14 protein-coding genes and 1 other annotated feature are annotated in these 17,759 nt (G+C 50.7%); of the genes, 9 read left to right on the top strand and 5 right to left on the bottom strand.

All coding sequences use genetic code 11. From position 1 onward, the window contains the following. Positions 1–162: 162 nt before the first annotated feature. The 7 genes from OIN60_RS11755 (at position 163) to OIN60_RS11725 (ending at position 9,754) form a co-directional block, all read left to right on the top strand. Positions 163–819, top strand: a complete 657-nt coding sequence (locus OIN60_RS11755) for a hypothetical protein (protein WP_305755054.1) — start codon at positions 163–165, stop codon at positions 817–819. Positions 820–970: 151 nt separating this feature from the next. Next, positions 971–1,915, top strand: a complete 945-nt coding sequence (locus tag OIN60_RS11750; protein WP_305755053.1) for a DUF4097 family beta strand repeat-containing protein — start codon at positions 971–973, stop codon at positions 1,913–1,915. Positions 1,916–2,229: 314 nt separating this feature from the next. Further along, positions 2,230–3,255 (top strand): ABC transporter substrate-binding protein, encoded by a 1,026-nt coding sequence (locus tag OIN60_RS11745; RefSeq protein WP_305755052.1) that lies wholly within the window; start codon positions 2,230–2,232, stop codon positions 3,253–3,255. Positions 3,256–3,267: 12 nt separating this feature from the next. Beyond that, the gene (locus tag OIN60_RS11740; RefSeq protein ID WP_305755051.1) at positions 3,268–5,319 is read left to right on the top strand and encodes an iron ABC transporter permease; all 2,052 of its coding nucleotides are present in this window, start codon (positions 3,268–3,270) and stop codon (positions 5,317–5,319) included. A gap of 282 nt (positions 5,320–5,601) precedes the next feature. Further along, positions 5,602–5,833: a binding site (T-box leader), on the top strand. Between the two features lie 55 nt (positions 5,834–5,888). After that, positions 5,889–7,565: an arginine--tRNA ligase gene (argS, locus tag OIN60_RS11735; protein WP_305755050.1), complete on the top strand. Its 1,677-nt coding sequence runs from the start codon at positions 5,889–5,891 to the stop codon at positions 7,563–7,565. A gap of 93 nt (positions 7,566–7,658) precedes the next feature. Beyond that, on the top strand, positions 7,659–8,576 hold the full coding sequence (locus OIN60_RS11730) for a helix-turn-helix transcriptional regulator (protein WP_305755049.1): 918 nt from the start codon (positions 7,659–7,661) through the stop codon (positions 8,574–8,576). 215 nt (positions 8,577–8,791) lie between these two features. Continuing rightward, a complete protein-coding gene (locus OIN60_RS11725) occupies positions 8,792–9,754 on the top strand; it encodes a protease complex subunit PrcB family protein (protein ID WP_305755048.1) in 963 nt (320 codons plus the stop codon). 87 nt (positions 9,755–9,841) lie between these two features. On the opposite strand, the gene OIN60_RS11720 is transcribed toward OIN60_RS11725, so the two are convergent. Together OIN60_RS11720 and OIN60_RS11715 are read right to left on the bottom strand one after the other, a co-directional pair. Further along, entirely contained in the window at positions 9,842–11,950 is a 2,109-nt protein-coding gene (locus tag OIN60_RS11720; protein ID WP_305755047.1) for an ABC transporter ATP-binding protein, read from the bottom strand. Between the two features lies 1 nt (position 11,951). Next, positions 11,952–13,709, bottom strand: a complete 1,758-nt coding sequence (locus OIN60_RS11715; RefSeq protein WP_305755046.1) for an ABC transporter ATP-binding protein — start codon at positions 13,707–13,709, stop codon at positions 11,952–11,954. Between the two features lie 498 nt (positions 13,710–14,207). Between OIN60_RS11715 and OIN60_RS11710 the strand changes: the two genes are divergently transcribed. Next, on the top strand, positions 14,208–14,501 hold the full coding sequence (locus OIN60_RS11710; protein ID WP_305755045.1) for a HesB/YadR/YfhF family protein: 294 nt from the start codon (positions 14,208–14,210) through the stop codon (positions 14,499–14,501). 94 nt (positions 14,502–14,595) lie between these two features. Here the strand turns inward: OIN60_RS11710 and OIN60_RS11705 are convergent, their stop codons facing one another. The 3 genes from OIN60_RS11705 to OIN60_RS11695 all read right to left on the bottom strand — a co-directional run bounded on the left by OIN60_RS11705 (position 14,596) and on the right by OIN60_RS11695 (position 16,677). Further along, the gene (locus OIN60_RS11705) at positions 14,596–15,102 is read right to left on the bottom strand and encodes an ADP-heptose synthase (RefSeq protein ID WP_305755044.1); all 507 of its coding nucleotides are present in this window, start codon (positions 15,100–15,102) and stop codon (positions 14,596–14,598) included. Positions 15,103–15,211: 109 nt separating this feature from the next. Continuing rightward, positions 15,212–15,655: a DUF441 domain-containing protein gene (locus OIN60_RS11700; protein WP_305755043.1), complete on the bottom strand. Its 444-nt coding sequence runs from the start codon at positions 15,653–15,655 to the stop codon at positions 15,212–15,214. Between the two features lie 35 nt (positions 15,656–15,690). After that, on the bottom strand, positions 15,691–16,677 hold the full coding sequence (locus tag OIN60_RS11695) for a YpdA family putative bacillithiol disulfide reductase (RefSeq protein ID WP_305755042.1): 987 nt from the start codon (positions 16,675–16,677) through the stop codon (positions 15,691–15,693). Positions 16,678–16,828: 151 nt separating this feature from the next. Between OIN60_RS11695 and OIN60_RS11690 the strand changes: the two genes are divergently transcribed. Next, entirely contained in the window at positions 16,829–17,425 is a 597-nt protein-coding gene (locus OIN60_RS11690) for a DUF2087 domain-containing protein (protein WP_305755041.1), read from the top strand. Positions 17,426–17,759 lie beyond the last annotated feature (334 nt).

The raw sequence follows: 17,759 nt of genomic DNA, 5'->3' as shown, positions 1-17,759 counted from the left end.
TTTGCGGCCGTCGTGAGCGTCGGTTCGGGCATTTTGCTGGCGGATGACGGCTCGGCTGCAGCAGGTCAGCTATAAATTGGGCTCCGGCAACATTACCTTTGACGGGGCAACGTTGCTTTTATCACTGTTCTTCAAAATCTTTCAGTTGAAAAGGAGCCTAAAATGATCAAGAACCGTAAGTGGCGCAAAGCTGCGCAACGAGTCAAGGCAGGGAACGGGCGTTCACTAAAGTCTTTCCGATGGTGGCAACCGCTCAACCGTGCCCTGTTTTACCTCCCGTTGACAAACGATGATGACCGACAAGCGGTCTTCGCCGTTGACGTCCCGTATTGGCAACAGCTTCAGACGGACGACGGTAAGGGCAAAGCCCACCTGTATCTCGATGGCAGACATCACGCCGAGTCCAAACTCCCCGCGGCCTTCCCCGTGCCGGGAGGAATGATTATCGTAGAGGGCTCAGTTTTCGGTCTTAAGCGTTGCGACTATGTTACCGTCGAGGGAAGCATGCAGCAGCTCATCCCGGACGAGCGTTCCGCCGAAGGACGGCGCGCTCGTCTTGACCGCGAGCACCCGGCGTTGAGCCGCTGGATCGGATTTTTGTCGCTGATCATGCTCATCATCCCTATCGTTCTTGCCATCCCTCAGGTCATCGAACCGGTCTCTCAGATGCCCCCGATAGCTCAGCGCTTCGGGACCTTCACTTCGCCTATTACTCTGCCGATCTGGCTTAACATCACACTTGGGCTCTGCGCCGCCGCGGCCAGTATGGAGCGTGCAACGCGATTGCGCTGGAACGCGTTGCTAGACGGTAGCTCTTAGAAAGTTATATAGAGACATATTCGGAGCAAACATGACATTCGTAATATTACGAATATGGCAAACAGACTTAATGAATTTGTTTACGGGTCTGCTTCGGCTAAGCGCCGTCTGCCTGTGCTCGGACATCCGAACATTGAGGAGAGAATTAATCATGAACAATAAAAAGTGGTATTTCCTAGGAATCGCGCTGATCGTCTTGAGCTTCGCCGGAACGGCTTGTCAGCCGCTCGATCTTGTCGACAAGTTGCCCGCGCACGAGCAGAAATGGACGTTTGCGCAGGACAAGCTGAGTACGCTCGTCATCGACAGCGAGTATGACGTGGACATGGAGTTCATCGCCAGCCCCGACGGCACTAACTACGTGGAAGTCAGCGGCAATATGCAGCAAAACACGATCGATCAGTTGAAAGCTACAGAGATCACAGGCAATGAGCTGGAGCTGCAACTGCAGAGGGATGTGAAATTAGTCGCCCCCAACTACAAGTCCATCAAGCTGCGGATGATTGTAGCGCTGGCGGATGACGCCCGACTGCAGCAGATTAGCTATAAATCGGGCTCCGGCAAGACCAGTTTTACCGGCTTGAAGGCGGAAAAGATCGACTTGTCCGTTTCTTCCGGCACTCTGCGTGCGGAAGCGATCACCGCCGGACGGTTGAGCTTGACCTCAAAATCCGGGGATATTACGGCGGAGCGGATCCAGGGGGATACGGAAATTCAGCTGCACTCCGGCGATATCAATGTGGACGGGCTGAAGGGAGCCCTGAAGGTGCAATCGACTTCCGGCAGTATTACCGCCGTGGACGTCGACGGCTCGTCCGATACCTCACTGCATTCGGGCAATATCAAGTTTGACCGGTTTACCGGAAATGGTGTATTTAAATCGACCTCTGGCAACATTACTTTGACGGGGCAGCGTTCGGACAGCCTGGATATCTCCGTCCGTACTGGTGACGTGATTGTGTCGCCTGATCCGGAGTTCAAAGGATTCTTTGACCTGAAGACCACATCCGGACACATCAAGGCGCCCGAGTCCCCGCAAGAGACGACGGACGTTATCAAAGTACGGGCAGCTTTGGGCGATATTCAGATCCAGTGATGAGTCCATTAGTGAGAGCTAGGGTAAGAATTCTTCATGATGAGTGGTACTGTAGAGCGCAGCCTTCGCCTTTTGTATGAGGTGAGGGCTCTTTTTATCTTCAGTTGCTTGAATGAGGTCCTTGCTTACAAATAAATAGATCACTCTATGAGTGAAAGATTTTAGTTGATTTTGACAATCATTATCAATTAATATAAAGAGAAATGATAATCATTATCAGCAGGTAGGTGAGTCGTGGTTCGGGCAACAGTCATTGTAACGCCATAAAGAAAACAGATGATAGTTACTTAATGAAATTGGGGGAAATGACAGAGATGAAAAAACGTTTTAGCGTAGTGATGCTCACTCTAGTAGTCATGCTAGTTATGGCCGCATGTGGCAATTCAAGTGCCGGAAATACGAACACAGCGAAGGATACAAATAATACAACATCATCTGCAAATGCAGAAACGTCTGGTGATGCTGCTTCGACAGGGCCTATTACAATTAAACATAACAAAGGCGAGACGGTATTGGAAAAACCGGCCCAACGTGTCGTTGTGTTGGAATGGATTTTTGCAGAGAACCTTATTGCGTTAGGTGTGCAGCCTGTCGGAAATGCCGATAATGTAGAATACACAAAATGGGTCACTTCGGAGGCGGCCTTAGCTTCTGATGTTCAAGATGTTGGATTGCGCTGGGAGCCCAATTTGGAGACGATTGCGGCTTTAAAGCCTGATTTAATTATTTCGAATACGGACAATAATGCTGCGATTTATGACCAGTTAAATGCGATCGCTCCAACGATTGAATTTGATCCTTATCCGAATGAGGGCGATGCCTATACCGAAATGGAAAATATCTTTAACAAAACCGCACTTGCTGTAGGTAAGACTGCTGAAGCAGAAAAGGTGTGGGCAGATCTTGATCAGTATTATGCCGAAGCTAAGGAAAAGCTTGCCGCTGCAGGCAAAGCAGACTTGAATTATGTCATTGCCCAAGCATTCAGCAGTCAGGAGGCCGCAACTGTACGTTTGTTTACCGATACATCTACGGTGTCTCAAACATTGGATCGAATTGGACTTAAAAACGATTGGAAATCGGAAAAATTCGAGAAATACGGATTTACGGATTCAACGATTGAGGCACTGCCTTCAGTAACAGACTCGAATTTTATTTATATCGTGCAAGACGATGACAATGTGTTCGGTGAACCGGTCAAAGATAACTCTGTTTGGAACGGGCTGAATTTCGTAAAAGAGAAGCGCACTTATCAGATCGATGGCAGCACCTGGACTTTTGGCGGACCGCTTTCATCCAAAGTACTTGTAGAACGTGTTGTTGATTCTTTGACGAAATAACGGTGCACAATAATGAATGAGAACAAACCATTTCACGACCACATCGCATGGAAAATCATCGGCGTATTTGGGGGCGGCATCGCCGCCCTTTTTATTCTGTTTTTTGTTAGTTTATGCTTTGGAGAAGCAGAAATTTCTGTCAAGTCTGTCGTTGATGCGCTGCTCAATCGGCAAGATGTGCCTAGTCACAACATGATCTGGGATTTGCGAATCCCTAGAACGATACTTGGTTTTTTGACCGGAGCAGGGCTTGCTGTTGCAGGAACGCTGCTGCAGACGGTTACAAAGAACCCGCTTGCCTCTACAGATACGCTTGGTATTAATTCCGGAGCTTATTTTGTAGTTGTGCTGGGAACGGCATTTTTTCCTTCCATCCTTTCCACTTCACCTCTTCTGTTTGCGGCGGCAGGGGGAATGTTAGCTGCTTCTATCGCCTATGTTCTCGGTGGGGGCAGAAAAGCGACTCCGATCCGTCTAGTCCTGGCAGGCATGATTGTTTCATTGGTCATTGAGTCGGTTACGAGAGCCATACATATTTTCAAAGCGACGGAAACACAGAATTTGTTCTTGTGGGGCGCGGGCAGTTTAGTGCAGATGGATATGGATGGCGTTTATTATGTATGGCCATGGGTGGTAGGTATTTTGCTTGTGGCATCCGTGTTTGGCAGATTCTTTGATGTACTTGATTTGGATGAAGCGACAGCGCGTTCGTTAGGCCATAAGGTGGATCTGACGAGATTTATAGGTCTTGCCTTGGCAGTGCTTGTTGCCGCTGTTGTTGTAAGTGTGGTCGGACCGATTGGTTTCGTTGGCTTGGTTGCTCCGCATCTGATTCGATTGGTCGGATTTCGGAAACATAGCTGGCTGCTTCCAGGCTCGGCTTTGTGGGGAGCGGTTTTAATTACAACAGCGGATGTATTATCCCGGGTTGTCAAAAGCAGCGTCGGGGAGATGCCCATTGGAGCGGTAATGGCACTGATCGGAGCCCCATGTTTAGTATGGCTTGTGTTAAAGAAGATGAAAGGGGTAAGCGGTTCCGGAGGGCAGCATTCACTAGGGGCAGGTGCAAGGCCGATAAAGATAGGTTTCCCACCTCTGGTTGCTCTATCATCCGTTCTTGTCGTTGGTTTGATTTTAGTCAGCATGACAATGGGAGGCACAACGATTCCGCTCGGACAATTGTTCCGCGGCCTCTTTGGAGCAGATGATGCGTCTTCTTACTCTGTGCTCTTGAATTTACGATTGCCTCGGACGTTCGTGGCTGCCGGAGCAGGGATAGCTTTGGCTGTAAGCGGAGTGCTTATCCAAGCTGCAGTACGAAATCCACTGGCTGATACATCGATTATTGGCATCACCTCGGGGGCAGGCTTCGGAGCTATGCTCATTTTAATTGCTTGGCCGCAAGTGCCTATTAGCTTCATGCCTGTAGCTGCTATAGCGGGGGGATTGGCCGCTGCAGCGATTGTCTTCATTTTCGCTTGGCATAAAGGGCTGAATCCTTCTGTGCTGATTTTGCTTGGAATTGCGGTATCTGCTTTTGGATCTGCAGGCATTCAAGCTTTGATTATCCGGGGTTCATTATGGGGCAGTTCAGGTTACATATGGTTAACTGGTTCTACGTATGCCCGCACATGGGAGCATTTCAAGCTAATCTCTTTATTTTTAATCATATTGCTGCCCATCGCCTGGTATCTGGGCCGCAGATTTGATCTGCTTGCGTTTAGCGATGAGAGTGCTACCGGGATGGGGTTGTCGGTTCGTAACACGAGGCTGGCTTCTATGGTGGTTGGCGTGCTGCTGGCGGCCGGGGCTGTAGCAGTGGTCGGAACGGTCGGTTTCCTTGGCCTGATTGTGCCGCATGCGGTGCGAGTGATCGTAGGGCATAATACGCGGAAGTCCATTATTCTGTCCAGTTTGTTCGGGGCTTTGTTATTAGTCTTGACGGATACGATTGGGCGAACGGTGCTCGCTCCAGTTGAGTTACCATCCGGCATGTTAATAGCATTGATTGGGGCACCTTATTTCGTGTTCTTAATGTTCAGGTCTTTTAATCAAAAATTATGACGGATGGAAGAGTGGCTCCTCCTTTACGACTCAAGCTGCCTTTTATCTTGTATTTTAGGTCTTACGTTTGGCTAATGAGTTGCTGGTGTTGATCAATAATCCGATCTTGTTCCCGCATTTGGCGTACATGGAGATGTTTAATTTGTTACTCTCCGTGCGGGAGTATGGATTGAAAATCCAGGAATGTGATGAACGAGTACTTCGACATGACGTTACTCCCCGTATGGGACGCAGAAAATACAGCTTGTGCTGCAAACACAAAATAAGTATAATAATGTAAATTTAAAGTCCGTGAACGGGAGAGTAGCCGTACAATCTCATAACAGCGAGCCGGGATGGTGGGAGTCGGCATGAGGCATACGGTGAAACGCACCCTGGAGACGGCAGGTCCAGTGCGGGAGACCGTAGGCAGACCTTGTCCGGCCGACTGCCGTTATCAGTTGCGAGGGGAAGAGCCAGGGTTAAGGTTCTTCACGAAGAGTGGTACCGCGGAAGTGAAGCTTTCGTCTCTTTATGAGGCGAGGGCTTTTTTTGTTTTCTTTCATTAATAGAAAAGGAAGTGTGCGCCCATGATCATGAACATTGCTGCCCAAGTGCTGAGCGGACCTACCGGTTTATCTGAAAATGAACTGCTGCAATTGCTGGAACAGCCCCCGAATCCCGAGTGGGGAGATGCCGCTCTGCCGTGTTTTGTGCTTGCTAAAGCACGCCGCATATCCCCGCAAAATATAGCTGCCAGCCTTGCTGAGACTCTCGGCCAAGAACAGGGGATTTGTGCGGAAGCAGCCGGACCGTATGTGAATTTGAAGCTCGATCCTGCCGTATTTGCGTCGGTTCTACTGGAGAAGATAGGAGCAGCCGACTTTGGAAGGCTGGACCTGGGACAGGGCCAGCGGGTGGTGATTGATATGTCTTCACCTAACATCGCCAAGCCGTTTGGAATCGGCCATCTGCGTTCCACCGTGATTGGCGCTGCCTTATACCGCCTGCTGGCCGAAGCGGGTTATGAGACGGTAAGTGTCAATCATCTGGGCGATTGGGGCACACAATTTGGCAAGCAAATTACGGCCTACAAGCGCTGGGGAAACGACGAGACGTTGGCCAGGGACCCGATCGGCGAATCGCTGAAATTATATGTGCGCTTCCACGATGAAATGGAGCAGGATGCTTCCCTTGAGACAGAAGCGCGCGACTGGTTCCGCAGACTGGAAGAGGGGGATCCCGAGGCCCAGCGGTTGTGGCGTTATTTCGTGGACATTAGCCTGCAGGAATTCGACCGGATGTATAAGCGATTGGGTGTTACCTTCGACCATGTGCTGGGCGAAAGCTTTTATAACGATAAAATGAAGCCGGTCGTCGAAGAACTGCGTAACCAAGGTCTGCTGGAGGAGAGTGAAGGGGCGATGGTGGTAAGGCTGGATGAGCAGGATCTGCCGCCTTGCCTGATCTTGAAAACGGACGGTACGACCATCTACCCGACACGGGACCTGGCAACCGCGATTTACCGCCGGGAGAAAATGAGGGCCGAGCGTCTGCTGTATGTCGTGGGGGCTGAGCAGAAGCTGCATTTTCGGCAGGTGTTCGCAGTCCTGGACAAAATGGGGGCCGATTGGGCGACGCAATGCGAGCATATTCCTTTCGGGCTGATGCGGTTTGAAGGGAAAAAGATGTCCACCCGGCGGGGGAAGGTCGTGATGCTCAATGAAGTGCTGGATGAAGCGGTGTCCCGGGCCATGTCCGTTATGCAAGAGAAGAACCCCGACCTGCCTGACAAACAAACGGTCGCCGAGCAGGTTGGCATTGGAGCAGTCATTTTTGGCGATTTGAAAAATAACCGCATCAACGAGGTGGATTTTTCACTCGAGGATGTGCTGCGGTTTGACGGAGAGACGGGACCCTATGTTCAATACACACATGCCCGGATAAACAGTGCACTAAACAAGCTGAAGAATCATGAGGCAGTCACCGTAGCTGATTTGAACACGGGCTTGCTCGGAGACGCTGGATGGTCGCTGCTCCAGCAGCTCAGCCGATACCCGGAGGCTCTTGAACGCTCAGTTAAACGGCTTGAGCCGTCGGTTATGGCGCGTTTTGCACTGGATACGGCCCAATCCTTTAACCGTTTTTATCATCATGAAAGGATTGAAAACGGCGGTCCGTGGCGGCTGCGGCTGACCGAACTGACGGCGGAGCTTCTGGCACGCTCGCTGCACCTACTGGGTCTTCATGCTCCTCATCAGATGTAAGAAAGAGGAAGGCCAACCCCAAGATGAATAAGAAAAAATCTATGATATACTAATGAGCAGTAATGCGAAATGGACGAACGGGCGGGGATACACATGAAATTGGAGCGATTGATCTCCATAATCTACAAGCTGCTGAATCACGAAGTTTTGTCTGCCTCCATGCTGGCTGAAGAGTTTCAAGTTTCCCCAAGAACCATCTATCGGGATATCGACGTGATCTGTGCCGCTGGCTTTCCAGTCGTATCGTATCAGGGAACTAATGGCGGATATGGCATGATGGACGGATACAAAATGGATAAAAGCCTGCTCGGTTCGTATGATGTCAATTCCCTGATTACCGTGCTCAGCAGCCTCTCCACCGTGTTTGAAGACGAGCGTGCGCAAGGAACCATCGAACGATTGCAAACGATTGGAACGGAGCATCAGACTCCTAGTCTGGCGGTGGACCTGGAAACCCGCCGTGCAGATCCCGACGCGCTTCCTCGTTTGCGCACGGCCATTACGGAGCGAAATGTCGTTCGTTTTGATTACATCAATGGAAAGAATGAACGTACAACCCGTGATATGGAACCAGTGAGGCTGTATTTTAAATATGGCATTTGGTACGTCTATGGTTATTGCCAAACCCGGCGGGAGTATCGCGTGTTTCGACTATCCCGGATGATGAATTTGCACCTGCTGCAGGAAGTCTTTCAGCCACATCCCGAGGCACCGCAAGAGGCTGGTTTTGTAAACAGGGCATGGCAAGATCCAGTGCAGGAAGTAGTGGTTCGGGTGGGGCCTGAGGCCTTGGCCGAAGCGATGGATCAGTTTCATCAGGTTGATAAGCAATTTCATGGTGATGGAAGTATGATGATGCGAATTCCTGTGTATAAGCCACTGGAAGCACGTTGGCTTTGGTCCATTCTTCTGAGCTTTGGCAGCGGCGCCGAAGTGCTCGAACCACCTGCACTGCGAGGCATCTTAAAAAAACAGCTTCAAAATACACTCAAGCTTTACGAGGAAGTATAACAGACTGCTGTCATTCTTTTTTTAGAATAACAACAGATGCAAAAACAAACATGTTGCGTCAGTTGGGTCACGCATCCACCATGAACGGATCTTCATGCTCCTCATTTAGATGTAAGACGGCTCATGCAAAAAAATGTTTTTTTGCATACAGTGAAACATTTTCACATCACAGGTCGTCTGGAGTACAGAAGTTCAGTAAATTTGGAGGTGCAGTTATGAAAAATCATAAAAAGAAAGTAATCAGCTTTATTGCAGTGGTTTGCTCGCTCGCAGCGGCTTCTTCTGCTTTTGCCTTTAATGACTTGTCCGGTACACAACAGCAGGTGGTGGAAGCTCTCAAATCCAAAGGCATCGTGAACGGAGTGACAAAGGATACGTTTGTCCCTTCACGCACGCTGAAGGTCGCGGAAGGAGTACAACTGGCGGTAAAAGCTATGGGCTTGGAGGCAAAACCGGATGTGTCGGAAGCGTCTTACGGCAACATTCCCGCTGATGCATGGTATGCGCAAGCCTTCCAAATCGCTGCTCAGAACGGGCTGCCGGTTTCTGGAGATATGAACCCTGCTTCGGCAATGACAAGAGAGCAATTCGCGGACATGCTCTATGCGGCGATCCAGACAACAGGGGAATACCCTGTAATCAAGATGTATATCGAAACCGCTGATGATAAGGACATTGATGCGGATTCGCTTGATGCCGTTCAGTTTCTGCTGCTGACGAAAATCGCCAGTCTGGATGAGAAGCAGAATTTCTATCCTGACCGGGGAATCACACGTATTGAGGCGGCGGAAATGGTGTATAATGCCGTTGAATATGTGGGAAAAATGCAAGAAACTCAGCCGACAGAGCCGCAACCGCAGCCAGAGCAACCGGAGAGCGGACAGGATCAAGTGACCATGTCCATCGAACCGGTCAGCAGCACGAAGAACAAAGTGACCTTGACACGTAATGAAGCACCTAATCCGGGTTATGGCATTGCTGTAGACCGCGTAGATTATGTAAGTGATACAGAAGCTGTCATTTACTACAAGCTGCTTAGCCCGGCTCCTGGGGAAATGAACATCCAGGTGATTACGGATACGACAACAAGCGTTGAACTGGACAGCAAGTATGAGAAGGTCAGCATCAAGCCTGCGGACAGCAGCGCGGATACATCCTCTGTTCATCTGCAGCCATAAATAGTTCTTTTTTATACGAGATACGAGCATAAAAGGTCAAGGACAAGGGAGACTCTCCCATTGTTCTTGACCTTTTTTTTGCTGAAGCTAGGCCTGATTCCCTGGCAGGGACAGTTTTCCACCGCTGCCTGCGGCTCCTGCTGTCACCTGAAGCTCCTTGTCGGCGCTTTCCGTCTGCTCAACACTGGCTGCTGAGCCTTGCTGAAGCTGATACATTTGGTAGTAACGTCCGCGTTGCTGCATGAGCTGCTCGTGATTGCCTTTTTCTACGATCTGTCCACGGTGCAGGACCAGAATCTGATCGGCGCTGCGAATCGTGGAGAGACGGTGGGCAATAATGAAGGTGGTGCGTCCTTTCTTAAGCACCTCCAGCGCAGACTGAATCAAGGCCTCGGTTTCGGTATCGATGTTGGCGGTCGCTTCATCCAAAATGAGGATGGCCGGATCAAACGCCAGGGCGCGGGCAAAGGAAATAAGCTGTCGTTGTCCGGCGGACAATGTACTGCCTTTCTCGATGACCGGCTCATCAAATCCTTGCGGAAGATGGGAAAGCAGCCGTTCAGCCCCAACGTCGCGCAAAGCCTTTTCAACCTGCTCCCGTGAAATCCGGCTGTCCCCCAGACTGACATTACTCGCGATTGTGCCTGTAAAGAGATACGGGTCCTGCAGCACGATGCCCATATGGCGGCGGATCCACTGCTTCGGAAGCTCTCTCACATTCTTGCCGTCAATCGTAATCGTTCCCTGCTGTGGATCATAGAAGCGGAACAGCAGGTTAATAATCGAGCTTTTGCCGGAACCGGTATGGCCGACGAGCGCAACAGTCTGCCCCTGCTTGGCAGAGAAGGAGATGTCCTTCAGCACCAAATCCTTCTTGTATGCAAAAGATACGTTCTTAAATTCAACATTGCCATTATAGCGGGGCATTTCACCGTCCGTAACCGGCTCGCCGGTTTCATCCATCAATTCAAAGACACGTCCGGCGGATACGATGGACGTATCCAGCGCCGCAAGCTGGTTGACCATGCCGGTGACCGGCTGAAAGAGCCTGCTCAGCACATCGACAAACGCATACAGCACACCAAGCGAAATGGCGGTGGAGCCGGTTATGGAGCCTGCGCCGAAATACCAGAGCACCACGGCAAAGGACAGGTTTCTCAGCACATTGACCAGGTTGTGTGAGGTCAGTGCATTCAGGTTCAGCATTTTATTCTGATGCTTCATATAGTCATCGTTCAGGTCTTCAAATTCCTGCAGCGTCTTCTTCTGACGGCGGAAAATACGAATGATGGACATGCCCTGGATCGACTCGTTGATAATAGCGTTAATCTCGCTCAGACGTGAACGGATGATCGTATTATAGCGGGTCGCCACCTTGCGGTACAAAATGATCCACAGGATCAGGACAGGGACCAGGAAAAGACAGATCAGCCCAAGCCGGACATCCAGCAGGAACAAGGCGACATAAACCCCGGTAATGGTTACAATGCCTGAACAGAAATTGGACAATACAGCGACAAACAGATCCTTTACCGCCTCCGTGTCATTCGTTACCCGGGAGACGACCTTGCCTGCAGGTAAATTATCGAAAAAATAAACCGGCAGTCGTTGAATCTGGGCATAAAGATCGAGCCGCAGCCGCTGAATTACACGATTGGCTGACGATTGCAGCCAGTAGGTTTTGCCGAATTCCGCAATGATCGAAATGAACAGAAAGACAAAATACCAGCCGATCAGTTGTGTTATACCGGGCAGTTCGGGTTTGTAAAACCCGTACAGCTCATCCGAGCTTAACGGCTGTGCGGGATAAGAGGCGGTTTCGCCGCCGCGTGTAATCGTCAGCAGGCCGTCTTGATACCGGCGTTCGCCATCCGGCTCAGCCACGGGAGCGTCCACGAAATAAAACGACGTTCCTGCCTGCAGAATACGTATCTCGCGGCCGCGTGTTTCCCCGTCCGCATAGCGGTCTCCACGTTTAAAAAGCTCGTTGTTGTATCTGGCGGCACCCGCCGGATCATTCGTTTGGTAATAAGGCTTTTCAATGGCCAGCATGTGTCCGTCGATCATCTGCTTGGCGATGAAGGGACCTGCCAGCTCAGCCGCTACGCCGACGGCGAGAGCAATCAGCGCAACGATAAATGTATATTTGGCTGTCATGGCATATTGAAACAGCCGTTTGCCTATGTTCGGTTTCAACTCAGCTTACCTCCCCGGAGGAGAGTCCCGATTCCAACTGCTGCCGCTCATACTGCTGACGGTACCACCCGTCCTTCTGCAACAGCTCGTTGTGCGTGCCCTCCTCGATAATCCTTCCCTGCTCCAGCACAATAATCCGGTCCGCATGTTCGACGGCGGAGAGACGGTGAGTAGAGATCAGGGTTGTTTTGCCGGAGCGTTGGCTCCGAATGTTGTCAATAATACGTGCTTCCGTTCTGGCGTCCACGGCGGAGAGCGCATCGTCCAGAATGAGAATGTCAGGATCGCTAATGAACGCGCGGGCAAGGGACACCCGCTGCTTTTGTCCACCTGACAGCGCAATGCCCTTTTCGCCGACGATGGTATCCAGACCGTCGGAAAGCGTGCCCAAGTCGTTATCGAATGCGGCCGTGCGAATGGCTTCCATAATTTTGTCATCACTGGCATCGGGTTGGCCAAAGCGGATATTTTCCCGCACCGATTTGGAGAACAGAATCTGCTCCTGTGGCACATATCCGATCCAGCCGTGCAGCCGTTCGGCCGCAATATGCGCAATCGGTGTACCCGAGATCAGAATGTCGCCGCTGCCTGGCGGATATTCGCGCAGCAACTGCTTTAGTAGTGTTGACTTGCCGCTGCCGGTACGGCCAACAACACCTAAGGTCTCGCCGCGCCGCAGGCTGAGGTTGATATACTGCAGATTATCCACCTGTGAGGAGGGATATCTGAAGGTTACGTCTTGCATGACAATTGAATCGGCCGCCGCTATCGCTTCGGGATGCTCAATATCCTGAACATCCTGCGGAGAGGATAGCGTTTCATTAACACGGTCAAGCGAGGCGCTGCCGCGCTGCATAATGTTGATCAACTCGCCAATGGCAAACATCGGCCAAATCATCATCCCCAGATACATATTGAACGATACGAGATCTCCCAGGGTGATTTCATTGCGGAACACGAGAATCATGCCATAACCGAGACCAATCACATAGCTTAAGCCGACACACAGGCGGATCGTAGGCTCAAAGAGAGCGTCCATACGTGCGACCGCCAGATTTTTGCGGTATACGTCATCCGTAATATCCGCGAATCGTTTTTCATCCAGACGTTCCTGCACATAAGCACGGATGACTCTGATGCCGGCGATCGATTCCAATACCTGATCGTTCATGTCCCCGAAGGCGTCCTGTGCAAGCGTATAGCGCTGATGCACGGCCCTGCCGTAAATGCTCATGGCCAGTGCAATAAAAGGCAGCGGAATGATAGCTGCAAGCGTTAATTTCCAACTGATCAGAAAACCCATGGCCCCGAGCACTACGGCAAGATAGATCGTCGAGTCCGTAAGGGTAAGCATGCCGAAGCCTGCGGTGGCTGCAACCGAACGGAGATCATTCGTGGCACGCGCCATCAGATCGCCTGTGCGGTTACGCTCGAAGAAAGGCGGCGTCATGCTCAGAAGGTGTCTCATGAAACGGGAGCGCAGCAGTCGTTCCACAAGGTTGGCACCACCGAACAGCCGGTGCATCCATACATAAGTGACATAGTAAATGAGTGCGAGCATGCCCAGCATGTACAGGATTGTCCGCATCAGTGAGTCCCAGGTCACGGAGCCGCTGACGATTTGGTCAATCGAGTCACCCAGCAGGCGGGGGGGCACAAGCTCAACGAAGCCTACTAGGATCAGCAGCGCGAGCCCGATGGTGTAGCGTTTCCGTTCGCGGTGAAAGAACCAGCCTAAATCTTTTAAAACTGTAAACAAAGTATCCCTTCCTCTCGTAATCAAGGCTCTGCCGCATGGTATGAACAAGGCTGAAGACAGCAAAAAGGACATACCGTCCGCAAACGATATGTCCTGTGTTCAATATCATATGGCATGCGCAGGTAACCTCGGCGGAAATCGCACCAGTCCTGCTGCATTCAAGCAAGGTACACGGCTATAGGGGGGTCAGAATAACTGACCGGCCGGTACGCGACAGATGTGGCTCCTCCGGTATGAGGTTGAATATTCAGTTTGCTTCAATACATATACTTTATCCAACACCGGAATCACCCTTTCTTGATCATTGTAAGTATTTTCAAATTTTGATCTCGTATGGTTGCATCTTACCACCAGCTTTTGCGAAATGTCAAACCTTTTTCGAATTTTAATACTGCAGCGGGCAAATCGGGTGGGCTTGGTGTTCTTTGCTGAAGTGCTGTGATAGGATATGCTTATAGCAGCAAAATAAGCACTTGATTAAGGAGTTGAGCAGGACCCATGAGTATATACGTATCAGAACCCGCTGCCGAATGGTATAAAAAAGAGCTCGGTTTAAAGTCCGGGGATTTCGTCCGTTTTTTTGCGCGTTATAGCTCGGGCGGAGGACTGCATCCCGGTTTTTCACTCGGTATAACGGTTGAGCCTCCTCAGCATCCGGCACTCCGTACGGAGTCCGGCGGGGTTATCTTTTACATGGAAGAACAGGATGAATGGTATTTAAAAGGGCATAAAATCGAGGTGAAGTACCTGCCGGAGCATGACGATATTATTTATGAGTATAGCGCTGAATAACCGAGTGTGAGTTACAGTGAAATTCAAAACGGCGGTGCTGCGGGCCACAGGCGGATTTTAACCGCTATGACCGGCGGCACCGCCGTTTTGTGCGTCATGGTAAATAGATGCCTTCCACGGCAAAATCAAAGTCCTCGATATCAAAGACCTGTACAGGCACGGAAGCTTCGAGAATCCGTTCGATCCAGTCCGTTTGATCGGTCAGAATGGGTAGATTTTCCCGTTGTGCCGTCAATAAAAGCTCAGTTTCAATTGGATCGAAATATTCGCCGTATTGAGCGGTGTCCACTGCATTGATGACTGTGAAGGCTACAGAATCACCGAATAAAATCGGCAGGCTTTTGCCCCATGGAACCTGAAGCGCCCGGTTTATTTTTTTCTTGTTTAAGGGCTCCTCCAGATATTCAATCAGCTCGACTACCTTCTGTTTCACATGTTTATCGTCGGCCGGATTGTCTATAAGAGGCTCATCACTGGAACGAAACTCGTACAATTCCAATAGGGTCGTATAAGGAACGATGTATTCAACCTCTGCCGCGGGAGCCAGCAGTTGGCCGTAAATCGCTACCATGACGCCTTCGGTTACAAACTGTCGGGACATCGGCTTTCCTCCTGCGATGTGCAAATATGCGGCTAGAAATCGAATTGAGTATACCATATTGCTGTCCCAAAAACAGCATGGCAGCAGGCTATTCCTTTTACAGAGCCGTCTATGATTTGCCAATCAGAAGGGACAGGATGCCGGCAGCAATCAAAGGTCCGACCGGAACCCCTTTGAAAAAGGCAACGCCGAGCACGGTTCCAATAAGCAGTCCGTTGACAATGGCAGGCTGAGTGGACATCAGCGTTACTCCACGTCCTCCCAGATAGGCAACCAGGACGCCAACGCCTATGGCCAGCAGTGATTTCCAATGCACAAAGGAAGAGAGTACCTCTCCGACGGATATCCGCCCGCTCGCCAAAGGGGTCATGACGCCGATTGTCAGCAGAACGATGCCGATCGTCAAGCCGTATTTCTCCAGCCAGGGGAAGGCTTGATGCAAATTCATCACTCGCAGCAGCAGCAGGACGACCATAGCGATCGTCACACTTGAGTTGCCGCTGAAAATGCCGAGACCTGCGAGCACGAGCAGCAACAGGGAACTGTAATCCATGGTAGTAACTCCTTTTCCAGCCTGCTTCCCGGCGCTCATGACCGGCTTGGTGCCTGCGTAATATGCTCGGCAATCAGCCTGCCGTGCCAGCGTCCGGATTCAATGAACACTTCATTGGCGTTGCGCCCGGATGCGATAACGCCGGCCACATAGACACCCGGTACGTTCGTTTCCATCGTTTCGGGATTAAAGACGGGTTTATCCAGATCCTCTGCAAGCTGCACCCCGACGGATTCAAGCAGCTTGCGGTCCGGACGAAAGCCTGTCATGGCAAGCACGAAGTCGTTGTCGAGCTTGAATTCGCCGTCGTCATGGGTTGTGACGGTAATATCATGCTGCCGGATTTCTGTCACGCGTGAACCGAGATGAAGGGTGATTTTCCCTTTATTGACGAGGCCTTCGAACAGCGGTCTTACCCAAGGCTTGATATGTTCTGATATTACGGAACCCCGGTATACCATATCTATGTACGCGCCTACTTTGGCCAGCTCCATGGCGGCATCCACCGCGGAATTGCTGCCGCCGATCACAGCGACACGCGTTCCTGTATAAGGGTGGGCCTCTCGGAAATAGTGGGTGACCTTATCCATTTCTTCCCCTGGAATGCCGAGAACATTCGGATGATCAAAATATCCGGTGGCCACTACGACATGACGAGACTGGTATTGGTGGGCCTGCCCGCGTTTGTCCGCTGTATGGACCGTGAAGGTTCCGTCCGCCTCTTTGACGATGGAGCCTGCTTCCTCATAAGGACGAATGTCGAGCCCATAATGCGCAGCTACCTTGCGGTAGTAGGTGAGGGCTTCGTGACGGAAGGGTTTATCATTGGGGGAACTGAAAGGGATGTCTCCAATTTCGAGCAGCTCGGCTGTGCTGAAAAACTGCATATTGGTCGGGTACAGAAAAATTGACTGTACGATATTGTGCTTCTCAATGATGAGCGGCTTTAATCCTCGCTGCCCGCATTCAATGGCTGCCGAGAGGCCACAGGGGCCGCCGCCGATAATAATAATGTCTTCCACAGTATTACCTCCTGCCTTTAAAGCTGTATTTATCCTACCGCATTCATAGCGCAAATGCCAGTAGGCCACATACAGGGGGCAGAAGGGGATTGACAAGAGGAGAATGATATCATAAAATTAGATATACATCTAATTAAAGGGTTGTGAAACCATGCAACTGGATAAAATCGTGAATTATCATAAGGCGCTGGCTGATCCGACAAGGATGCGCGTTCTGCTTCTGCTCGCCGGAGGAGAGATGAACGGACAGGCCCTCGCGGAGAAATTGAATCTGTCCCAGCCGACGGTTACGCATCATGCGGCCAAGCTTCGCGAAGCTGCGCTGATTAAGGAGCGCAGAGACAAAAATACCGTATATTTTACTCTGAACGAGGATTTTATCAGACAGAATGCGGAGGCTTCCGTAAAATTCATATTTGATAAAGGAGGCAGAGAGGTGGAGGAGGAAGAAGTACACGAGCCCTTGGCGGCTTCTGTCATGCGGAATTTTTTCGCCAAGGACGGAAGGTTGCGTCAAATGCCAGCCCAGTACAAGAAGAAGCTGATCGTCCTGCAGCATCTGGCGGAGCAGCTTGAACCGGGACGGAAATACAGTGAACGGGAATTGAACGAATGGATTAAAACATATTATGATGACTTTGCAACTCTGCGCCGTGAGCTCATCATGCACCAATTCATGTATAGGGAGCATGATATTTATGAGCTGAACCCACGTGCGATGTGGACACGCTGGGAAAGTGTTAGGTAAACGAAATGAGGATTGACAAGAAAAGTCCTAGAGACGTATAATCAAGGAAATTTTGAAGGAGGCGATATGTATGAGCAAGAACATGATGAGCTGGGTTCTGTGTCGTAATGTCGTCTCCCTAACGGACACAATCGGATAAGACCGCAGTAGCGGTCTACCCGCCGGTCAGAATGGACCGGGCATCCGCAGGGAGTTATATCCTGCGGATTTTTGCATTTTTCAGGCATCCCTATGCCTGTTTACGGGCTTACCATGCCTTTTATGCAGCCGCAGGAGTAAACCTGCGGTTTTTTTGTGCTGTCCGCAAGGTTAGGGAGATGGTAGTTAAGGACGT

Source organism: Paenibacillus zeirhizosphaerae, assembly GCF_030705605.1.
Taxonomy (GTDB): Bacteria; Bacillota; Bacilli; order Paenibacillales; family Paenibacillaceae; genus Paenibacillus; species Paenibacillus zeirhizosphaerae.
The sequence above is the reverse complement of the archived record's forward strand: the minus strand, read 5'-3'. Positions and strand labels throughout refer to the sequence as shown.